This window comes from Acidovorax sp. 106 (genome assembly GCF_003663825.1).
Lineage (GTDB): Bacteria > Pseudomonadota > Gammaproteobacteria > Burkholderiales > Burkholderiaceae_C > Acidovorax.
Map to the genome: position 1 here is coordinate 3,547,650 of NZ_RCCC01000001.1, position 20,115 is coordinate 3,567,764.

General features: G+C 64.4%; 20 protein-coding genes. 9 read left to right on the forward strand and 11 right to left on the reverse strand.

Going from position 1 to position 20,115, the window contains the following annotated elements; genetic code table 11:
- Nucleotides 1-23 precede the first annotated feature (23 nt).
- From C8C98_RS15740 to C8C98_RS15750, 3 genes are read right to left on the reverse strand one after another with little or no spacing between them, the layout of a single operon-like run.
- A complete protein-coding gene (locus C8C98_RS15740) occupies nucleotides 24-701 on the reverse strand; it encodes a hypothetical protein (protein WP_121455045.1) in 678 nt (225 codons plus the stop codon).
- 12 nt (nucleotides 702-713) lie between these two features.
- Nucleotides 714-1,634 (reverse strand): ornithine carbamoyltransferase, encoded by a 921-nt coding sequence (argF, locus tag C8C98_RS15745; protein ID WP_121455046.1) that lies wholly within the window; start codon nucleotides 1,632-1,634, stop codon nucleotides 714-716.
- A gap of 38 nt (nucleotides 1,635-1,672) precedes the next feature.
- The gene (locus C8C98_RS15750) at nucleotides 1,673-2,869 is read right to left on the reverse strand and encodes an aspartate aminotransferase family protein (RefSeq protein WP_121455047.1); all 1,197 of its coding nucleotides are present in this window, start codon (nucleotides 2,867-2,869) and stop codon (nucleotides 1,673-1,675) included.
- 261 nt (nucleotides 2,870-3,130) lie between these two features.
- Between C8C98_RS15750 and C8C98_RS15755 the strand changes: the two genes are divergently transcribed.
- The gene (locus C8C98_RS15755) at nucleotides 3,131-3,454 is read left to right on the forward strand and encodes a DUF3579 domain-containing protein (RefSeq protein WP_121455048.1); all 324 of its coding nucleotides are present in this window, start codon (nucleotides 3,131-3,133) and stop codon (nucleotides 3,452-3,454) included.
- 268 nt (nucleotides 3,455-3,722) lie between these two features.
- Here C8C98_RS15755 and rpsT read toward each other — a convergent pair whose 3' ends face one another.
- Nucleotides 3,723-4,022, reverse strand: coding sequence for a 30S ribosomal protein S20 (gene rpsT, locus C8C98_RS15760; RefSeq protein WP_044398144.1), 300 nt, complete (start codon nucleotides 4,020-4,022; stop codon nucleotides 3,723-3,725).
- Between the two features lie 244 nt (nucleotides 4,023-4,266).
- Between rpsT and murJ the strand changes: the two genes are divergently transcribed.
- Complete coding sequence (gene murJ / locus C8C98_RS15765) at nucleotides 4,267-5,832, forward strand: murein biosynthesis integral membrane protein MurJ (RefSeq protein ID WP_121455049.1); 1,566 nt, start codon at nucleotides 4,267-4,269, stop codon at nucleotides 5,830-5,832.
- 112 nt (nucleotides 5,833-5,944) lie between these two features.
- Entirely contained in the window at nucleotides 5,945-6,796 is an 852-nt protein-coding gene (locus C8C98_RS15770) for a SirB1 family protein (RefSeq protein ID WP_121455050.1), read from the forward strand.
- Between the two features lie 182 nt (nucleotides 6,797-6,978).
- Here the strand turns inward: C8C98_RS15770 and C8C98_RS15775 are convergent, their stop codons facing one another.
- Entirely contained in the window at nucleotides 6,979-7,857 is an 879-nt protein-coding gene (locus C8C98_RS15775) for a plasmid replication/partition related protein (RefSeq protein ID WP_121455051.1), read from the reverse strand.
- Between the two features lie 90 nt (nucleotides 7,858-7,947).
- Entirely contained in the window at nucleotides 7,948-9,027 is a 1,080-nt protein-coding gene (locus C8C98_RS15780) for a transporter (RefSeq protein WP_233574565.1), read from the reverse strand.
- Between the two features lie 157 nt (nucleotides 9,028-9,184).
- Between C8C98_RS15780 and ppk2 the strand changes: the two genes are divergently transcribed.
- Entirely contained in the window at nucleotides 9,185-10,099 is a 915-nt protein-coding gene (gene ppk2 / locus C8C98_RS15785; RefSeq protein ID WP_099743260.1) for a polyphosphate kinase 2, read from the forward strand.
- 135 nt (nucleotides 10,100-10,234) lie between these two features.
- Here ppk2 and C8C98_RS15790 read toward each other — a convergent pair whose 3' ends face one another.
- The 3 genes from C8C98_RS15790 to C8C98_RS15800 form a co-directional block, all read right to left on the reverse strand.
- Nucleotides 10,235-11,230: a GlxA family transcriptional regulator gene (locus C8C98_RS15790; protein WP_121455052.1), complete on the reverse strand. Its 996-nt coding sequence runs from the start codon at nucleotides 11,228-11,230 to the stop codon at nucleotides 10,235-10,237.
- Nucleotides 11,231-11,299: 69 nt separating this feature from the next.
- On the reverse strand, nucleotides 11,300-11,911 hold the full coding sequence (locus C8C98_RS15795) for a DJ-1/PfpI family protein (protein ID WP_121455053.1): 612 nt from the start codon (nucleotides 11,909-11,911) through the stop codon (nucleotides 11,300-11,302).
- Nucleotides 11,908-12,492: a cysteine hydrolase family protein gene (locus tag C8C98_RS15800; protein WP_121455054.1), complete on the reverse strand. Its 585-nt coding sequence runs from the start codon at nucleotides 12,490-12,492 to the stop codon at nucleotides 11,908-11,910. The genes C8C98_RS15795 and C8C98_RS15800 overlap by 4 nt, the downstream gene beginning before the upstream one ends.
- Nucleotides 12,493-12,764: 272 nt before the next feature.
- Between C8C98_RS15800 and C8C98_RS15805 the strand changes: the two genes are divergently transcribed.
- Nucleotides 12,765-13,865, forward strand: coding sequence for a PHB depolymerase family esterase (locus tag C8C98_RS15805; RefSeq protein ID WP_121455055.1), 1,101 nt, complete (start codon nucleotides 12,765-12,767; stop codon nucleotides 13,863-13,865).
- A gap of 87 nt (nucleotides 13,866-13,952) precedes the next feature.
- Here C8C98_RS15805 and C8C98_RS15810 read toward each other — a convergent pair whose 3' ends face one another.
- Nucleotides 13,953-15,080 (reverse strand): AI-2E family transporter, encoded by a 1,128-nt coding sequence (locus tag C8C98_RS15810; RefSeq protein ID WP_121456312.1) that lies wholly within the window; start codon nucleotides 15,078-15,080, stop codon nucleotides 13,953-13,955.
- A 25-nt stretch (nucleotides 15,081-15,105) separates the two neighbouring features.
- Entirely contained in the window at nucleotides 15,106-16,158 is a 1,053-nt protein-coding gene (gene purM, locus C8C98_RS15815; RefSeq protein ID WP_121455056.1) for a phosphoribosylformylglycinamidine cyclo-ligase, read from the reverse strand.
- 184 nt (nucleotides 16,159-16,342) lie between these two features.
- Here purM and hda point away from each other — a divergent pair, with 184 nt between their 5' ends.
- From hda to folK, 4 genes are all read left to right on the forward strand, one after another.
- Nucleotides 16,343-17,041, forward strand: coding sequence for a DnaA regulatory inactivator Hda (gene hda / locus C8C98_RS15820; protein WP_099654953.1), 699 nt, complete (start codon nucleotides 16,343-16,345; stop codon nucleotides 17,039-17,041).
- Nucleotides 17,042-17,244: 203 nt separating this feature from the next.
- Nucleotides 17,245-17,967 carry an HAD family hydrolase gene (locus C8C98_RS15830; protein ID WP_370450413.1) on the forward strand — a complete coding sequence of 241 codons (723 nt, stop codon included), beginning with the start codon at nucleotides 17,245-17,247 and terminating at the stop codon, nucleotides 17,965-17,967.
- Between the two features lie 42 nt (nucleotides 17,968-18,009).
- Nucleotides 18,010-19,593 carry a polynucleotide adenylyltransferase PcnB gene (pcnB, locus tag C8C98_RS15835; protein WP_121455059.1) on the forward strand — a complete coding sequence of 528 codons (1,584 nt, stop codon included), beginning with the start codon at nucleotides 18,010-18,012 and terminating at the stop codon, nucleotides 19,591-19,593.
- Nucleotides 19,590-20,096, forward strand: a complete 507-nt coding sequence (folK, locus tag C8C98_RS15840) for a 2-amino-4-hydroxy-6-hydroxymethyldihydropteridine diphosphokinase (RefSeq protein WP_121455060.1) — start codon at nucleotides 19,590-19,592, stop codon at nucleotides 20,094-20,096. Before pcnB ends, folK begins: the two co-directional genes overlap by 4 nt.
- Nucleotides 20,097-20,115 lie beyond the last annotated feature (19 nt).

Consider the following 20,115-nt stretch of genomic DNA (forward strand, 5'->3'; position numbering starts at 1 on the left):
ACAACGCAGCGCCTGCAATCCGGTCAGGCGTAAATCGTGCCCGACTGCAGCGCGGCGAGGGCCTGAGCCAGGTTGGTGCGGGCCTGAGCCTCGTAGCGGTAGAAAAACCACTCGTTGTGGTAGATGCGTGGGCGGCTCAGAAAGCCCTGCAGCACCTTGCTGCGCCCTGCCATATAGCGTGGCCAGCGCACAAAGAAATACTCACGGCGCACGTTGCGCTCAAACTGGCGGTACACCGCATCGCTTTGGCCCAGCACGGCCAGGTCGATGTCTACCACCCAAGTGGCGTCGCCCTGCAGCACGCCCGGGTTGTGGCAGGTGGCCATGATGTGTTCGTGCACGGTGCGCGCCAGGCTGGGTGGCAAGGGCTGGCCGTTGAGGAAGCGTGACGCCCACTGTGCGCTGCGTGCCTCGTTGTGGGCACTCCAGGGCCAATACACCGCGTCGTGAAACCACAGGGCCAGCGCCACGGCTTGGGGTTGCTCTAGCGCGCCGGGCAGTTCGTTTTGCACTGTGTGCCAATGGCCCAGGCAGGCCTGCAGGTGCGATGCGTTGTGGTACGCCCGGGGCCAGCGTTGCCAGCTGCGCAGCAGGCGCTGGCCTTCTTTCATCCACGCGTTGTCAGGGCAGCCCAGTGCTGTGCCCAGGGCTTCCCATTGCCCCAGTAGCGCTTCGGTGTCTGGGCTACTGCGGTGGAACATCGGTGCGCAGATTTATGCCACGCGGCCGAGCAGAAGGTACTCCATGAGTGCCTTTTGCACGTGCATCCTGTTTTCTGCTTCATCCCACACTACGGATTGGGGGCCGTCGATGACATCAGCTTCCACCTCTTCGCCCCGGTGCGCGGGCAGGCAGTGCATGAAGAGGGCGTCGGGCTGGGCGGCAGCCATCATTTCGGCATCTACGCACCAGTCGGCAAAGGCCTTTTTGCGGGCCTCGTTTTCGGCCTCGTAGCCCATGCTGGTCCACACATCGGTGGTGACCAGGTCAGCGTCCTTGCAGGCTTCAAGGGGGTTGCTATAAAACTGATAGCTGCTTGCGCTTACTCCGTGAGCGCCAGAGGCCAATTTTTCATCAATTTCGTAGCCGCGAGGCGTGCTCACGTTGACCTTGAAGCCCAGTAGCGCAGCGGCCTGCAGCCAGGTGTTGGCCATGTTGTTGCCATCACCCACCCAGGCCACTGTCTTGCCCGCGATGGAACCACGGTGCTCGATGTACGTGAAGATGTCGGCCAGGATCTGGCAGGGGTGGTATTCGTTGGTCAGCCCATTGATGACCGGCACGCGCGAGTGCGCGGCAAAGCGCTCTAGCTTGGTCTGCTCGTAGGTGCGGATCATCACCAGATCGGTCATGCGGCTGATGACCTTGGCGCTGTCTTCAATAGGCTCCGCGCGGCCCAGTTGGCTGTCGCCGGTGGTCAGGTGCACCACGCTGCCACCCAGCTGGTACATGCCCGCTTCAAAGCTCACGCGGGTGCGGGTGCTGGCCTTTTCAAAAATCATGGCCAGCGTGCGGTCGACCAGCGGGTGGTGTTTCTCGTACGACTTGAACTTTTTCTTGATGATCGCAGCGCGCTCGAACAGGTAAGCGTATTCGTCAGCGGTGAGGTCGGTGAACTGCAGATAGTGTTTCATGGGCAAAAAAGGGCCCGCCGTGGCGTGCCCTGCAAGGTTTATTCGGCCAGGATGGCTTTGACCAGAGGGGTGAGCTTGGCCACGATTTCGTCGGCCTCGGCCACGGTAAGGATCAGCGAGGGCACCAGGCGGATAACGCTGTCGGCCGTCACGCTGATCAGCAGGCCCGCTTCGGCGGCGCGGCCGGTGAGGGCGCCGCAGGGCTTGTTCAGCTCAATGCCCAGCATCAGGCCCTGGCCACGGATTTCCTTCACGCCGCTCAGGCTGCCCAGCTCGCGCTCCAGCGCGGCCTTCAGGTGCGCGCCCACGGCGGCTGCGTTGTCGAGCAAGCCGTCTTCTTCCATGATGCGGATGGTCTCGTTGCCTGCGCGCATGGCCAGCTGGTTGCCGCCAAAGGTGGTGCCATGGTTGCCGGGCTGCAGCACATTGGCGGCCTTGGGGCCTGCCACCACCGCGCCAATCGGCACGCCCGAGCCCAGGCCCTTGGCCAGAGGCATCACGTCAGGCACGATGCCTGCCCACTGGTGGGCAAACCACTTGCCAGTGCGGCCCATGCCGCACTGCACTTCGTCAATCATCATCAGCCAGCCGCGCTCGTCGCACAGGGCGCGCAGTTGCTGCAAATATTCCACGCGGGTAGGGTTCACGCCGCCTTCGCCCTGGATGGTTTCAAAGAACACGGCGACCACATTGGGGTTGCCTTCGGTGGCCTTCTTGATGGCTTCGATGTCGTTGAGCGGCACGCGCACAAAACCTTCGACCAGCGGGCCAAAGCCGCTGTAGATCTTGGGGTTGCCAGTGGCCGACATGGTGGCGATGGAGCGGCCGTGGAAGGCTTTTTCGTAGACCACGATCTCGGGCTTGGCGATGCCCTTGTCCACGCCGTACTTGCGCGCGATCTTGATGGCGGCCTCGTTGGCCTCCAGGCCCGAGTTGCAGAAGAACACGTTGGTCATGCCCGAGCGCTCCACCAGCTTGGCTGCCAGCGCCTCTTGTAGCGGTGAGTGGTAGTAGTTGGAGGTGTGGATGAGCTTGGTGATCTGGTCTTGCAGCGCAGGCACCAGCTTGGGGTGGTTGTGGCCCAGCGTGTTCACGGCGATGCCGCCCAGCGCGTCCAGGTACTCCTTGCCGTTCACATCCCAGACTCGGCAGCCCTGACCGCGAGCCAGCGCAATCGGTACGCGGCCATAGGTGTTCATTACGTGGGGCGAGGCTGCCTCAATGAAAGCGGTCATGCAGAGATCTCCAGACGGTGCAAAAAAGGGTTGGGCTTGTGGCCCGCAATAGGTCGGTGATAGACCAGATACAGGGTCTTCAACCCGAAAAACGAAGCACGATTCTAGGGGGAGAGCCATGGCTGGCTGTTGACAATTGCGCATCACTGCAATGCGTTACCCGACGACCCACTGGGAATACCGGGTTAGCTCTTATATAAGAGTTAGAATGCGGGGCCGTAGCAACACTGCGGTGAGCTGCCACTTACCCAAGCGACCCCGATGGTTTCCCCCTCCACAAAAGAAGTCTTCATCCAGGGCATTACCCACGACGGGAAAACCTTCAGGCCCAGTGACTGGGCCGAGCGGTTGGCTGGCGTCATGAGCCAGTTCCGCCCCGGCGGTTCGCGGCCGGGCAGCCACCTGAGCTATTCACCCTGGTGCATCCCGACCACGCTCAATGGCATCAAGTGTGTGGTGGTGCACCGCGACCTGCGCGACCATGAGCCCATGGCTTGGGACTTTGTGCTCAACTTCGCCAGGGACAACAGCTTGCAGGTGGCTGAAGCGTGCTTGCTGCCTGATGCCCCCACCCCGAAGGCCTGACAGGCCTTTTTTTTCGCCCTCTGTTTTCTCGCACCTTGGCTTGAATTGCTTTGCCCATTGCTTGGGTGAGGCGGGTTTGCGCCCAGGCCGGTCACGCTCCACAAGCCGGGCGCTGTGATGTCGTGTGCTTGCGGCGTGGCGCTGGCTGAGTGTGCATGCATTGCGGGCACAAAAAAACCGCCCGAAGGCGGTTTTGATGTTTGCTGACAGCGCACCCGTTACAAACGGCGGGCAGCGGAGGCTACCCGTGCTGTTTGCCTGAAGTGGGTCAGGCGGCCAGTGCCAGGGCTTTCACCTTGGCTGCCAGGCGGCTCTTATCGCGAGCTGCCTTGTTCTTGTGGAAGATGCCCTTGTCTGCAACGGTATCGACCACGCTTTGTGCCTTGGCGAAAGCTTCAGCAGCCTTCACCTTGTCGCCAGCCAAAACAGCCTTTTCGACGTTCTTGACAGCGGTGCGGTATTTGGAACGCAGCGATGTGTTGGCTGCGTTGATCTTGACGTCCTGACGGACGCGCTTGCGGCCCGACGCCAGGCGTGGGTTCTTTTTCTTTGGTTTAGCGGATGCCATTATTTAATTCCTTGAGTCTGAGGATGATGCCAGCAAAGCCGATGATTATAGCCCACCCGGGGCGCAAGGGGCTAGTCCCTGTTTCGCCGCCTGGCGGTGAGCCGCTGCGGGCCCTGCCTTGGGCTTTCACCATCGCCCGGTCCTGTGGGACGCCAGGGAGGCAATAGCCTGGTGGACGTAAGCGAGCGCAACAAGGGGCCCCGCTGCTCGGCTCGTACTGCGCGCAGCGAATACACTCCCGGCGGTGTCACTGTTCAAAGCCGCCTCCACCGTATCCCTGCTGACCCTGGCCTCCCGCGTAACGGGCCTGGCGCGCGACCTTTTGATGGCATCCATGTTTGGTGCCAGCGCCCTCACGGACGCCTTCAACGTCGCCTTCCGCATTCCCAACCTGTTTCGCCGCTTGTTTGCTGAGGGCGCGTTTGCGCAGGCCTTTGTGCCTGTGCTGGCCACCACCAAGGCCAAAGAGGGCGAAGAAGCCACCCGCCGCCTGATGGCCGCCGTGGCCACCGTGCTGGCCTGGGTGCTGCTGCTGACCTGTGTGGTGGGTGTGCTGGGCGCACCACTGCTGGTGTGGGCGCTGGCCAGTGGCATGCGCCAAAGCCCCGAGGCCTTTGACGCCGCTGTGTTGATGACGCGCTGGATGTTCCCCTACATCGGCTTCATGTCCATGGTGGCGCTGGCTGCTGGCATCCTCAATACCTGGAAGCACTTTGCGGTGCCCGCAGCTTCGCCGGTGCTGCTCAATGTCAGCATGATCGCTGCCGCCTGGTTGGGGGCGCCCCAGCTAGAGGCGCGTGGCATCGAGCCCATCTTTGCGATGGCCGGTGGGGTGATGCTGGGTGGCATTCTGCAACTGGGGATGCAGATCCCGGTGCTGCTGCGCATGGGGCTCATGCCGCGCATTGGTCTGACTTGGGGCTCCATTCGGGCGGCCTGGGCAGAGCCGGGCGTGCGCCGCGTGCTGGCGCTGATGGCGCCCATCTTGCTGGGCGTGGGGGTGGCGCAGGTGTCATTGATGATCAACACCCAGATCGCCTCGTACCTGGCTCCGGGCAGTGTCACCTGGCTGTTTTATGCCGACCGGCTGATGGAGTTCCCGACGGCGCTGCTGGGCGTGGCGCTGGGGGTGGTGCTGACGCCGCAGCTCACGGCGGCCAAAGCGGCGGGCGATGGCGCCAAGTATTCGGCCATGATGGACTGGGGCCTGCGCATTGTGGTGCTGTTGGCCGTGCCCTGTGCGGTGGCGTTGCTCACATTCTCCAAGCCGCTGGTGGCCACTTTGTTCCATTACGGCAAGTTGGCCGACGGAGACGTGGGGCAGATCGCCGTGGCACTGGCGGGGTATGGCGCTGGCCTGTTGGGGCTGGTGGCCATCAAGGTGCTGGCGCCGGGCTACTACGCCAGCCAGGATGTGCGCACGCCGGTCAAGATCGCCATCGCGGTGCTGGTCATTACCCAAATTCTGAACGCTGTCCTGGTGCCGCTCATTGACCATGCCGGACTGGCGCTGTCGATTGGCCTGGGTGCCTTGGTCAACGCCTTGTGGCTGTTGATCGGCTTGATCCGCAAGGGCAGCTACCAGCCGCAGCCGGGCTGGGCACGCTTTGCCTTGCAGGTGGTGGCCGCCAGCGCCTTGCTGGCCATTTTGTTGGCCTGGGGCTCGCACTATTTCGACTGGGTGGCCTTGCGTGCCCACAGTGCCCAGCGGGTGCTGTTGCTGGCGGGGTTGATGGCGGCAGCGGCGGCTTTGTACTTTGGCGCGCTGTGGGCTGCAGGCCTCAAGCTGCGGCAAATGCTGCGGCGCTGATGGCCCCTGGCAGGTGGGGCTGCCAGGGCCCAGGCCATGACCGCCGAAATGCCGGGTGAATCCATGGGTTTTGCGCCTTGACGTTGCGGCCCGCTCGTTCTCAAAATCTGCCATGTCCCTGAGCTACACCGTCCCCTCGTCCTTGGAATATTTCGCCTGCCTGGTGCAAAGCGATGAGCACTTCCCCCTGCTCGAAGCGGCCGCCAGCATTGCCCAGGATGAATACCCCGAGCTGGACGTGCAACAACTGCTGGGCGATGTGGACCAGATGCAGGCCCGCATCGGCAGGCGCCTGGCGGTCGATGCACCCGCGCTGCAGCGGCTGCACATGCTCAACCAGTTCTTTTTTTCGGACCTCGGCTTTGCGGGCAACGTCAACAACTACTACGACCCCGAAAACAGCTACCTGAATGCGGTGCTGCGCATGCGCCGGGGTATTCCTATCAGTCTGGCCGTGCTGTGGATGGAGCTGGCCCAGGGGCTGGGCCTGCATGTGCGCGGGGTGGGCTTCCCGGGGCACTTCATGGTGAAGGTGCTGCTGCCCAAAGGGCAGGTGGTGATGGACCCCACCAATGGCCAATCGCTCAGCCGCGAAGACCTGTCAGAGCGGCTGGAGCCCTACAAGCGCCAAAGCGGACTGGTGGACGACTACGATGTGCCGCTGGGCCTGTATTTGCAAGCCGCCACACCGCGCGACATCATTGCCCGCATGCTGCGCAACCTCAAGGAAGTGCACCGGTCCCAGCAAGACTGGCAGCGCCTGACGGCGGTGCTGGACCGCTTGATCGTGCTGTCCCCCCAGACCTGGGGCGAGCGGCGGGACCGGGGTCTGGCCCACGCCGAGCTGGGCCACGCCAAAGAGGCCGTGGTGGACCTGGAGGCCTACCTGGCCCACGCTGAAGATGGGCTGGATGTGGACATGGTGGCAGACCGGCTCAGCGCGCTGCGGCGCTCGCTGAGCTAGGTGTCTGGTACGAATCCGCGCTCAGGTCATTGGAATCCAAACCGTTCGGGCTGAGCTTGTCGAAGCCTTGCGCAGCGCTTCGACCGCGCTCAGTGAACGGATTTAGAGGTTTGAATGGATACCGGTTGAGGGCCGTGCCCTGCAGCTGGCCCAGTTGTCTAAAGAATCAACCGGGCTTCGCCTCAAAACGGTTGCCCGTCGTCCCCTGAGGAGGGCGCATCAGACCCGCGCAGTTGGGCCAGTTGCTGGCGCAGTGCTTCGTTCTCCGCGGTCAGTTCGGCCACGCGGGCCCTCAGGGTTTGCAGCTCATCTGCGGCGGGGGCGTCAGTGGGGCCCACGGCTTCATCGGCGGCCTTCACAGGCGTCTCTTCACGTGTTTTGCGCTTGGCTTCACGCACGCGCTTGGCGGCTTGCTTGAGTTCGTCCTTGCCTGCCACGGCGGCGGCCACTTGCTCTTCGGCGGGCAGCGTTGCCACAGCGGCAGCAGCGTTGAGCGAGATGGTGCCTGATTTGACGGCGGCCACCAGCTCGGGCGCTGCCTGCTTCTGGATTTTCTCGATCATGACCACCTGGCTGCTGCTCAGGCGCGCAGCGCGGGCAATGGCTTCGCGGCTGCTCAGGTCGTCTGCTGGGGCTGCGTTGGTCGTTGCGGTGGCCACATCTGTCGAAGGCGCCGCCTCGGTTTGGGATTCTTCTGACGGGGCGCTGGCCACAAAGGCGGCCGCAGCGCGCGCACGGCGGTCGGCCACGATTTCGCGCTTGCGCAGTGCCAGCACGCCGCGCTGGAAGTCGGATACGCTGCGGCGGCCCAGGTGCTGGTCAATCATCCACAGGTGCACGTCTTCCATCGACTGGAAGTGGGTGTTTTGCACGGTTTGGAAAGGCAGACTGTGCTTTTGGCAAATGCCGTAGCGGTTGTGTCCGTCCACCAGCACATCGCCCCATAGCACCAGGGCGTCCCGGCAGCCCTCGGCCAAGATGCTGCGCTCTAGCGCATCGTGCTCGTCAGGGGTCAGGGGGTCGATATAGGCTTTGAGTTCTTCGTTGACAACGATGTTCATGGTGTGCGGGCGCGGGGCCGGGTCTACAGGGCAGGGGCGGCATTGTAGTTGCACGCTGCTGCGGTGCAGGCCTCAGACGCCTCAGACGCCTCAGTTGTCGCGGTTGCCCCTGAGCGCCAGCCAGCCTGCCACAGCTGTAAAGACCACCAGGATGCACACGATCACCCAAAAGCCGTGCTCGCTGCTTGCCAGCGGGATGCCGCCCACATTCATGCCCAGCAGCCCGGTGAGGATGTTGATGGGCAGCGCCAGCACCGTCACCACCGTCAGCACAAACAGGCTGCGGCTGTTGGCCTCTTGCACGCTGGCAGCCAGCTCTTCTTGCAGCAGTTTGATACGCTCTTGCAGCCCCTGCATGTCGCGCAGCACCACAGAGAATTCTTCGGTGGAGTCGCGCAGCTCTTGCACATCTTCGGCGCCCATCCACTGCGGCGGGTGCGCCAGCAGCCGGAACAGGGCGGCGGGCTCGGGCGCCAGCAGGCGCTGCAGCCGCACCAGCAGCCTGCGCAGCACGCCCAGGCGCGCGCGCTTGTGGTTGAGTCTGCCCGCCAGCAGCTCGTCTTCAATGCCGTCGATGCGCTGCGTCACGCCTCGCACGATGTCCACCAGCCCTGCGGCCTGGGTGCGCATCAGCTGCTCCAGCAGGGCCACGCTGGAGCGCGGTGTGTGCCCTTGGCGCACCGCCGTGCGCAGGGCATCCACCGATCGCAGCGGGTGCGCCCGCGCGGTAATCACCAGGTGGGGCAGCACGCAAATCCACAGCGTGGCAATGTCGGACGGCTCGAATGCAAAGTCAAAGTGCGCATCGTTGAGCACGCCCATCAAGGCGTCGTCGTCGCGCTCAATGCGTGTGGAGTAAGAGCCGTCTTTGAGGGCTTCAAAAAAAGCGTCAGGCAGGTCGGCGTGGCGCTGCATCCAGCGCACGGCTTGCGCGTGGGCCAGGTTGAAATGCAGCCACACAAAGGCGGCAGTCTGGGCGGGGTCCTGCGGCGTCGCGGTGTCTGGTGCTGCGCCTTGCAGCCGATGGGCGTCCAGCCACTGCACGGCTTCGGTACTGTCCAGTGGGCGGGCGTGGTGGCCGCCGTCTTGCATCAGATAGCCACAGATCAGGCCTGCGGTATCGCCTCCGTAGCCGCCATGGGGTGCCGTGCTGGCAAGGGGTGCAGTCATGAAGAGGAGAGGGCGAAAACGAAGAGCGGAGGTGCTGATGCCAGCGTGCAATGTTGCGGCGGTTGTGTGACTTTTTCATGACTTTTCCGTGGCTGTCATCACTTTGTCACTGGGGCTTGGCAGCATCGGCGCCATCTTTTTTGCACTTCTGACCACCATGCTCCAGAACGCCCCGTTCGACGCCCAGGACCTGATGCAGCGCATCGCCAACGATCTGATCGACAGCTACGACGAAGAGTTGGAGCTGGAGATTGAGGACCGCAACGTGGACGAAGAGGGCGACCTGGTTGCCACCGACAAGCTGGAGCGCCAGCGTTACTTCAAAGAGCTGTTTCGCCTGCAGGGTGAGCTGGTCAAACTGCAAGACTGGGTGCAGCACAGCCGCCAGAAGGTGGTGATCTTGTTTGAAGGCCGCGACGCGGCGGGCAAGGGCGGCGTCATCAAGCGCATCACCCAGCGGCTGAACCCGCGCGTAGCCCGCGTGGCGGCGCTGCCTGCGCCCAACGACCGTGAGCGCACGCAGTGGTACTTTCAGCGCTATGTGGCGCACCTGCCTGCGGCCGGTGAGATGGTGCTGTTCGACCGCAGCTGGTACAACCGCGCAGGCGTCGAGCGGGTGATGGGCTTTTGCTCTGACGACGAGTACGAAGAGTTTTTCCGCACCGTGCCTGACTTTGAAAGAATGCTCGTGCGCTCGGGTATCACGCTGGTCAAATACTGGTTCTCCATCACCGACGAAGAGCAGCACCTGCGCTTTCTGGGGCGCATCCATGACCCGCTCAAGCAGTGGAAGCTCAGCCCCATGGACCTGGAAAGCCGTGTGCGCTGGGAGGCCTACACCAAGGCCAAAGAAACGATGCTGGAGCGCACCCACATCCCCGAAGCGCCTTGGTGGGTGGTGCAGGCGGTCGACAAGAAAAAGGCCCGCCTCAACTGCATTGCCCACCTGCTGGGCCAGTTGCCATACCAGGAGGTGCCCCACGCACCCGTGGTGCTGCCAGACCGGGTGCGCAACCCCGAATACCTGCGCCAGCCGGTGCCTGCCTCGATGTACGTGCCAGAGATGTACTGACGAGAGGGTGTGGGCGAAGGTGTGAGCCAGTCTGTAGGGTGGTTTTGCTCCTGTTTTGGTAGCTGCTAGCGCTTATTTATCGAGCGCTAGGGGCTGAAATGGCACCTATCCCACCTGGCCGGGCAAAGGTTCGCATCAGTGCCCGTGCGCATTGCCGCCGGCCTGCGATGGCGTGCCGCTGCGGCCAAACTGGTGCCAGGCCCGCCGCAATTGCGTGTCTGAACTGAACCCTGCCAACTCTGCAGCCTGGGTGACGTTGCGACCCGACTGCAGGGCTGCTTCGGCGGTGGCCAGGCGGATGCGGCGCAGGTACTGCAGCGGCGCAATGCCCGCATGCTCCAGAAACAACCGGGTCAGGTGCCTGGGCGAGGTGTGGGCCACCTCGGCCATGGCGGGCACATTCCACGGCGACTGGGGCTGCTGCCCGATGGCGTCCTGCACGCGGTGCAGGGCGGGGTGCAAGTGGTTGCGGTGGTGCAGAAAGGGCGAGAACTCCGGGTCGTTGGGCCCACGGCGCAGGGCCACCACCATGGCCTGCGCCACCTGGGCGGCCAGCGCGGGGCTGCAGGTTTCGCTGATGCGGTGCAGCAGCAGGTCGATGCCTGTGGTCACCCCGGCGCTGCTGTGCACCGGGCCATCGGCCACAAACACGCGGTTGGCGGCCACGTCGCAGCGCGGGTCCACTTGTGCCAGCTCGCCCAGGTGCAGGTGGTGCGTGGTGGCACGGCGGCCGCTGAGCAAGCCCGCGTGCGCCGCCAGCACGGCACCAGCGCACACGGTCACCAGCTCCAGCTGCCCCGCCGCCAGTCGCAGGCCGCGCAGCCAGTGCAGCAAGGCGCGTGCCTCTGGGTTGTCCACGTCAATGCGCTGCCCCGCCAAGCCCACCAGCACCACCCAGGCGGGTTGCGCCAGGGTGGCGGGTAGCGGCGCCAAGCCGGTCAGCATGGCCCCCACCGAGGTCACAGACTGCGGCGTGGGGCTGACGAAGTGCTGCACAAACCGCGCAGCCTGCCCTTGTGCCACCAGCGCCTGGTTGGCAATGCGCAGTGCCTCGGCAGGGCCTGCCCAGTCAAGCACCAGGCTGCCCGGCAACAGGGCAAAGTAGACGTGGATGGGGTGTGTTGCTGGCATCGCTTATTTTGGCCCACCCGCCATGCAGCTGGCGCCGCCTGGCGGTGGGCTGCATGGCCCGTGGGTGGTTTAAGGCGCGGGGTTCCAGGGCGTGTCCATTTGGCGGGCTGTGCGCTCGGCCAGGGCAGGGCTCAGCAGGCGGCTGACCAGGTGCAGGCTCATGTCGATGCCCGCGCTGATGCCCGCCGAGGTGACCAGCCGCCCCTGATCGACCCAGCGCACATGCTCTTGCACGGTGAGTTGCGGAAACTGCGAGCGCAGATCGCCAATATCTTCCCAATGGGTGGTGACGGGGCCCTCACGCAGCACACCGGCCGCCGCCAGAATGAACGCCCCGGTGCACACAGATGCTGTGATGCTGGCGCCCTGGGCGGCCTGTGCCACCCACTGGCGTGTAGCGGCGCAGGCAGCGGCGGAATCGACCACGCCGCCGGGCACGACCAGCACATCGGGTGGTGCCGCGCTGGCAAAGTCGGCATCCGGCAGCACCCGCAGCCCAGCGCGGGCTCGTATGGCATCCAGGGTGCGGGCCACGCATTGCACGCTGAAGGCCGGGGCTGCACCGGGCTGCGCGCGCTGGTGCATGCGGGTGGCGGTGGTGAAGACTTCATACGGGCCGCCCAGGTCCAGGGCTTCCACATCGTCAAACACCAAGATGGCGATGTTCAGGGTGCAGCTCATGAGCGCACCCCGGTCAAGGCGGCAGACTGTACCCGTGCAAGTGCTTCATCCACCGTGCACAGCGTGGCAAAGCGGCCTTGCAGCACGGTCGCGGTGCGGGTCTTGATGTCGGCGGCTGGCAGCACCTGGCCGTCGGGTTGCACCATGTCCCAGGTGTGGGTGGCATCTAGCACGTAGTCCACCTCCCAGCCCAGGTCTGAGGCGTGGCGTGTGGTGGTCTCGCAGCATTGTTCGGTGCGAATGCCGCTGATGATGAGTCGCTGAACCCCATGGCGTGTCAGCCATACGTCGAGCCCTGTGCCCACCAGCGCGCTGTGGCGCGACTTGGTGAAGGTGGCTGCGGCATCAAAGTCCGTGAGTCCCTTGAGGGGGCTGACGTGGCCGGAGGTGTGCGAGAAGGGATTGGCGACCGTCTCTGGCCCATCGGCATGAAATACCCGCACCACCGGAATGCTCTGGGCGATGCAGCCCTCGATCAAGGCATTTTGTGCGGCCAGGTAGGCGGGCAGGCCTGTTTCTGTGAAAAACGGGCGGTGCCGAAATGATTCTTGGACATCAATCACTATCAGACAAGTTTTCATGAGGTGGCCTTTTGCAATCGAGTGAATATGCGCCCATTTTGAAAGCGCTACAGCCTTCCGTCAGTTCGGAGTTGGACGAGTTTCGATCAAATCAGGACATGCGTTGAGAAATCTGTGCGCAGTCTTTTCTGGGCTTTTGTGGGCCATGTGGGGGCCCTGCGCCGGGCCCGCGCCTTGCCAGCGTGGTTTGCAACCTGCCGTAAATCAAGGCTTGGGCCAATACCTGCTATGGTGATCAGGGTTTTCCCTTATTTTCTGGAGCCATTGCCCCCATGCCTCATAAAAGCAGTCTGTTTTCGTTGGCGGCGCTCACCCGCGCGTACCGACGCAATCTGGCGGCGTTGGTGCGCGTGGCCAAGCCTGTGAAGGGCAAGAAACGCGCGCCGGTGCAGAGTAGCGCTGTGGCCCGCAAAGCGGCGCGGGCGGCGCCCAGGCGCACCACCCCGCTGGCAGGTACGTCTTCCGAGTGGTTGGCGGGGATTGCCCCCGGCCCGGCAGGGGCGCGGCGCTTCCATCTTTTTGTGCCTGCGGGGTTGGCGCCAGCCCCGGGGGAGTTGTTTCCGTTGCTGGTCATGTTGCATGGCTGCGGGCAAACGGGGCGCGACCTGGCGGCCAGCTCGCGCATGAACCGCCTAGCGGCACGCAAGCGTTTTTTGGTGCTGTACCCCGAGCAAGAGCGTGTGGCCAATGCCCATGGTTGCTGGAATTGGTACGACCGCCGCAGTGGCAAGGCCGATGCCGAGGCTGCCACCTTGCTGGCCGCTGTGGACCAGGTTGCGCGTCGCCATCCGGTGGATCTGGGGCGTGTGGCTGTGGCGGGCTTGTCTGCTGGCGGCAGCATGGCTGCGCTGCTGGGGGCGCGCTACCCATCGCGCTTTTGCGCGGTGGTCATGCACTCCGGGGTGGCCCCGGGCACGGCTGAATCGGCCGCCACCGCCGTAGCGGCCATGCGTGGCAGCCGCGATGCGCATTTGCCCATCGCACAGGCTCCGTTGCCTGCGGGCGGCCTGGGGGGCACTGGCGATGGGGCTGCGGCAGATCGCCAGACCTTGCCGCCGCTGCTCATCCTGCATGGCGATGCCGATGGCGTGGTCTCGGTGCGCAATGCCGCCGCCACGGCGGTGCTGTGGGCCGATGCTGCGGGCGCACGGGCGACGGCATCGCGCACCCTGCGCCGAGGCCAGCGTTACCCCATGCAGGCCATGGAGTTCAAGGCCCACGGCCAGGTGGTGGTGTCGGTGCGAGAGATCACGGGGCTGGGCCACGCCTGGAGCGGCGGGGCACCAGGCTTGCCCCACAGCGATCCGGCGGGGCCTGATGCTTCGGCGTTGGCCTGGGCTTTTGTTGTAAGGCAGTTCGGCCGCCTGGCTTAGGGGTAGGAGATAGATGCGAAATATGCCTCTATCGCCCGATGGATAAGCGCAAGGCGCTATCAATTTTGAATAGAATCGGCGGGCAAATCAAACCAGCCGTGCAGCGACCAGCTCTTTCTTGAGGTACGCATAAAACAAGGGTGCAGCCACCAGCCCGGCCGGGCCAAAAACGGCTTCGGCCACAAACATCACGCTCAGCAGCTCCCACACGCCCATCTGTGTGCGCTGGCCCACCACCTTGGCGTTGATGACGTACTCTGCTTTGTGGATCAGGATCAGAAAGCCCAGGCAGGCGGCTGCTGCCATGGGCGACACCGACAGGCCTACGATGGTCATCACCACGTTACACAGCAAATTACCCACGATGGGCACCAGGCCTGCGACAAAGGTGAGGGTGATGAGCACCGGGGTATAGGGCAGGGCCATGCCCCAGAACGGCAGCACAAACAGCAGGAACAGCGCGGTCAGCAGCGTGTTAAACGCCGCAATCCAAAATTGTGCTGCCACGATTTGCCGGAATGCCTCGCCAAACAGCGTGATGCGCTGGCCCAGTTGCTGGGCCAGGGGGCCTAGGGATGCGTTGGAAGTGCGTACCGCCGCCAGGGAGCCGATGAGCAGGCCCACATAGGCAAATAGCACGCTACCCAGCCAGGCCCGCCCGGCCATGGCCAACGCGCCAGCCTTGGCGCCCAGGTAGCTGGCGATGATGCGTTGGATTTCTGCCGCGCCCTCGGGCAGGTGGGCGGCCATGTCGGCCGGCAGCTTCAGGCGCAGCTCTAGCACCGTGCGGGCCATGTAGGTGAGCAGCTCGCGGTACTGCTGGGGTGCATCGACCAGGTACCCCCGCGAGTGGGTAAGCCCGGCTGCCAGCAATGCCAGTGGCATGAGCATGACCACGGCGGCGGCCACCACCTGGGCTGCGCGGGGCGTGGCGCGCTGCGCCGCCTTAGCGCCTTGCAGGCGGCGCAACCCGGCCGTGAGCCAGCTAGTGAGGGCGCGGGTGAGCAGGAAGCCCAGGCACACGCACAGCAGCCCGGGCAGCAGCCCGCGCCACATCACCAGCAGCAATGCAGAGGCCATCAGCAGGTAGCTGGCCAGCACAACGCCCGAGCGCGCAGCCCACAGGGGCTGCGTCGGCTGTGTGGGGGCGTTGTAGCTGGTCAGCGCTGCCGAGGGCGCTTCAGGCGGGAGGGCTGGGGGCTGGTGCTGCGCCATGCGCGTGTGGGTACGGCGGTTGGGGTTAGCCGACGACCACGGCGGCACCTTCGCCGCGCGGCGCAATGGCGCCGATGGTGTAGACCTGCTCGCCTGCAGCGCGCAGCGTGGCGGCCGTGGCTTCAGCGTTGGCGGCATCAACCACCACCACCATGCCAATGCCGTTGTTGAAGGTGCGGTTCATCTCGATGTCGTCGATGCCTGCCGTCTTTTGCAGCCAGGCAAACAGTTCGGTCTGGGGCCAGCTGCCCTTGGTCAGGTGGGCTGCAGTGCCTTCGGGCAGCACGCGGGGAATGTTCTCCAGCAGGCCGCCACCGGTGATGTGGGCCAGGGCCTTGATGGGGTGCTGGGCCAGCGCGGCCAGCACGTTCTTCACGTACAGGCGCGTGGGCTCCATGATGGCTTGCTTGAAGGGCTTGCCGTCCAGCGTGGCGGGCACATTGCCTGCGGCTTCGGCGCGGTCAATGCACTTGCGCACCAGGCTGAAACCGTTGGAATGCACGCCGTGGCTGGCCAGCCCCAGTACCACGTCGCCGGGCTGCACGGTTTGGCCGGTCAGGATTTTGGATTTTTCGACCGCGCCGACGGCAAAACCGGCCAGGTCGTATTCGCCAGCGGGGTACATGCCGGGCATTTCAGCGGTTTCGCCGCCAATCAGTGCGCAGCCAGACAGCTCGCAGCCCTTTGCAATGCCGCCCACCACGGCCGCAGCCGTGTCCACGTCCAGCTTGCCGCAGGCAAAGTAGTCGAGGAAGAACAGGGGCTCGGCGCCTTGCACCAGCACGTCGTTCACGCTCATGGCCACCAGGTCGATGCCCACGGTGTCGTGCATGTTCCATTCAAACGCCAGCTTGAGCTTGGTGCCCACACCGTCGGTGCCGCTGACCAGCACGGGTTCCTTGTAGCGCTTGGGCACTTCAAACAGGGCACCAAAGCCGCCAATGCCTGCCAGCACGCCTTCGCGCATGGTTTTTTTGGCCAGGGGCTTGATGCGCTCGACAAGGGCGTCACCAGCGTCGATGTCAACGCCAGCGTCTTTGTAGGACAGGGGGGTAGGGGTAGCGGCAGAGTTGCTCATGGCAGGGTAAGCACGGACCAGCGTGCGCAGCAGACTAAAATTTGCCCAGATTTTACGGGCTGCGCGCTGACCACCCCGCCGCAACCCTTCCATACTGTCCTGTTTTCTCTCTGATCTCTCTGGAGCCCATGCAGTTCTACGCTTTTTCTTCTCGCTCCAGCATGTCGCCCAGCAGGCTGCTGCCATGAAGCAGCTGGCGCTGGATATCGGCCTGGTCACCGGGCCGACGCTGTCGAGCTTCTATGCAGGCCCCAATGATGCTGCTTTGCAACACCTGCGCCTGTGGGCGGGTGAGGGCAGCAGCCAGAGCACGCGCTCACCGGTGCCCACCTATTTGTGGGGCGAGGCGGGCAGCGGCAAAACCCATTTGCTCAAGGCCGTGTGTGAAGCCCTGCACGAGCAGGGCGCCAGCGTGGGCTGGATGGACGCCTCCGTGGCCAACCCGCCAGACTTTGACGAACGCTGGGCGGCCGTGGTGATGGACGAAGTGCATCTTTACAACACCGCACAGCAGGCCAGTGCCTTTAACTGGTTTGTGAATGCCATCAACCCGGCCACGGGCGGTCAGCGCTGGGTGCTTGCGGCTGGCGATTTACCCCCGGCCGACTTGCCGCTGCGCGACGATCTGCGCAGCCGCATGGGTTGGGGCCACGTTTTTCAGCTGCAGTTGCTCGATGAAACCGCCCGCCGCGCGGTGCTGCGCCAAGAGGCCGACGCCCGGGGCGTGTTCCTGGGCGACGAGGTCATGGACTTCATGCTCAAGCGCTTCTCTCGGGATCTGGGCAGCCTGATGCAATTGCTTGACCAGTTGGACGCCTTTGCGCTGCGCACCCAGCGCGCCATCACCATTCCGCTGCTCAAGGCCATGCTCGAATCGGAATGAAGAATGAGGGACAACCCCCTGAGCGGCTTCGCCGCTTCCCCCTTCTCTCGCTGTGCTGTGCACTGCGGGAAGGAGGACGCCGCCAGCGCACGCCAGCGAAGCGCCGCCAGCGTGGCGGGGCGGCCCTTGCGCGGCGGCCGCTGGGTTTAGGCAGTGACAGTTTTTGCAACCGCTCGCGCAACGCAACTTATTGAATGATTGAAATGCAAAGAAGCCGCCTTCGCTTGGCACTTTTTGACTTGGACCACACGCTGCTGCCGCTCGACTCGGACTACGAGTGGGGCGAGTTCACCATCCGCATCGGCTGGAACGACCCGGTGGAGTTTGCACGTCGCAACGATGAGTTTTACGCCCACTACCAGGCTGGAACGCTCAATGTGCACGACTACGTGCGCTTTGCCACCGAAGCCGTGCGCCTTCGGGGTGCCGATGCGGCGGCCACGGCGCACCAGCAATTCATGCGTGAGGTGATTGGCCCGGCCATTCGCCCCCAGGCGCTTGATTTGATCCGCCAGCACGAGGCCGCAGGCGACCAAGTGGTCATCGTCACGGCCACCAACGAGTTCGTGACCCGCCCCATCGCCCAGGCTCTGGGCGTGCCAGAGTTGCTGGCCGTGCAACTGGCCCGCGACGCCAACGGCTGGTACACCGGCGAAATTGACGGCATCCCGACCATGCGCGAGGGCAAGGTGCTGCGCATGGAACAATGGCTGGCTGCGCGCCAGCTCACTTGGGCCGATGTGGACAGCACCTTCTACAGCGATTCGATGAACGACGTGCCGCTGCTGGAAAAAGTCAATCACCCCGTGCCCACCAACCCCGACCCGCGCCTGCGCGCCCTGGCGCAAGAGCGCGGCTGGCGCATACTGGACCTGTTTTCGGCAGACGCATCCGCTGCCGCTACAGGCGCCCCTGCCGCTGCCTGAAGGCTGCCCCACAGCGCCCATTCACCTGTTTACTGCATACCCATGATCAAGAAGTTCATCGACAAACTGCTGGGCAAATCGACGCCCGGCACCTCTGGCGGCAAGCCACATTTTGGCAAGCGCGAAGAGGTGCCAGCGTCCGTGCACGGCATCAACCCCGAGCTGGTGGACCGACGGGCGGCCGATGTGGTGCACACCCTCAAGGACGCGGGCTTTGAGGCCTACATCGTGGGCGGCGCGGTGCGGGACTTGCTGCTGGGCCTGCGCCCCAAGGACTTTGACGTGGCAACCAACGCCACGCCTGAGCAGGTCAAGGCGCTGTTTCGCCGCGCATTCATTATTGGCAAGCGCTTTCGCATCGTGCACGTGGTGCATGGCCGGGGGCGTGAGCATGAGGTGATCGAGGTCTCCACCTTCCGCGCCTACCTCGACAACTCGGCTGCAGGCCAGGTCAGCGGCAATGAAAAGACCAGCAAGGCCCAACTGTCGGGCATGCAGCATGCGGTGGACGCCAGCGGCCGTGTGCTGCGCGACAACGTGTGGGGCCCGCAAGACGAAGACGCCACCCGCCGCGACTTCACGGTGAACGCCATGTATTACGACCCAGTCAGTCAGATCGTGGTCGACTATCACAAGGGCTTGCAAGACGCCAAGAAGAAGACGCTGCGCATGATTGGCGACCCGGCCACGCGCTACCGCGAAGACCCGGTGCGCATCATCCGCGCGGTGCGGTTTGCCGCCAAGCTCAGCCCGCTGGGCTTCAGCATCGACGCCAAGTCGGCAGCGCCCCTAGTGCAGTCGCAGGCTCTGCTGGCCGAGGTGCCGCAAAGCCGCATGTTTGACGAAATGCTCAAGCTGCTGCAAACCGGCCACGCCATTGCCACCATCGAGCAGTTGCGCAAGCTGGGCATGTCCAAGGGCATCTACCCGCTGCTGGACGTGGCGGTGGAGCGTGCCGACAGCCCGTTTGTCAAAGCCGCATTGGTGGATACCGACCGCCGCGTGAACGAAGGCAAACCCGTGGCGCCCAGCTTCTTGCTGGCCTGTGTGCTGTGGGAAGACGTACGCAAGGGCTGGGAAGTCCGCATGGGCCGTCGCGAGCACGCTTTGCCTGCGCTGCAAGACTCCATTGATGAGGTGTTTGAGCGGCGCATTGGCGATGTGTCTGGCCGCGGCAAGCTGGCCGCCGACATGCGCGAAATCTGGGTCATGCAACCCCGCTTTGAAAAGCGCGTGGGTAACACGCCGTTTGGCATGGTGATGCAGCCCCGCTTCCGCGCAGGCTTTGACTTCATGCGTTTGCGCGCCGACATTGGCGAGGTGGAAGAGGCGCTGGCCGAATGGTGGCAAGACTTTCAGACGGCAGACGATGAGCGCCGTGAAGACCTGCTGGACCAGGCCCGCGAAGAGCAAAAGGCGCGCCTTAAAGCCCAGCAGCAAGCACAACAACCCGTGGTGCGCCGCGTGCCCAAAAAGCCCGCTGCTGGAGCCGCTGCCACGGCCGATGCCGCCGCAGCCGAACTGCCGGAGTCTGCTGAAGACGGGGCAGCCCCCAAAAAACGCCGCCGCCGTCGCCGCAAGCCGGGTGGCGCTGGCGGGGATGTATCCCCAGCCACCAGCGAATGAGCGCGGCGGTGCCTGTGGATGTCTGGGTGGGCCTGGGCGCCAACCTGGGCGAGCGCGAGCAGGCGCTGCGCGAGGCCTTGCAGGCTATGGCCCGTTGGCCAGACACGCGGCTGGTCAATGTTTCGGCCTTGTACGCCAGCTCGCCAATCGATGCGGGTGGCCCGGACTATTTGAATGCGGTGGCCTTGCTGCGCACCACGTTGCCTGCGCTGGATGTGCTGCAGCGCCTGCAATCGATAGAGCAGGGCGCTGGCCGCGAGCGGCCCTACCGCAACGCTCCGCGCACGCTGGACTTGGACATCCTGCGCTATGGCAACGCGGAGCTGGACACACCCACTCTCACCGTGCCGCACCCCCGCATGGCCGAGCGCGCCTTTGTGCTGCTGCCGATGGCCGAAGTCTCGCCCGCGCTGGTGAGCGAGGCCGCCTTGCAGGCCGTGGCAGACCAGCGCATTGAGCGACTGCCAAAAGCCTGGGTGGCTGATTTGCTATCAAAAAAGTAGCTGCTGGCGCTTGATGGAT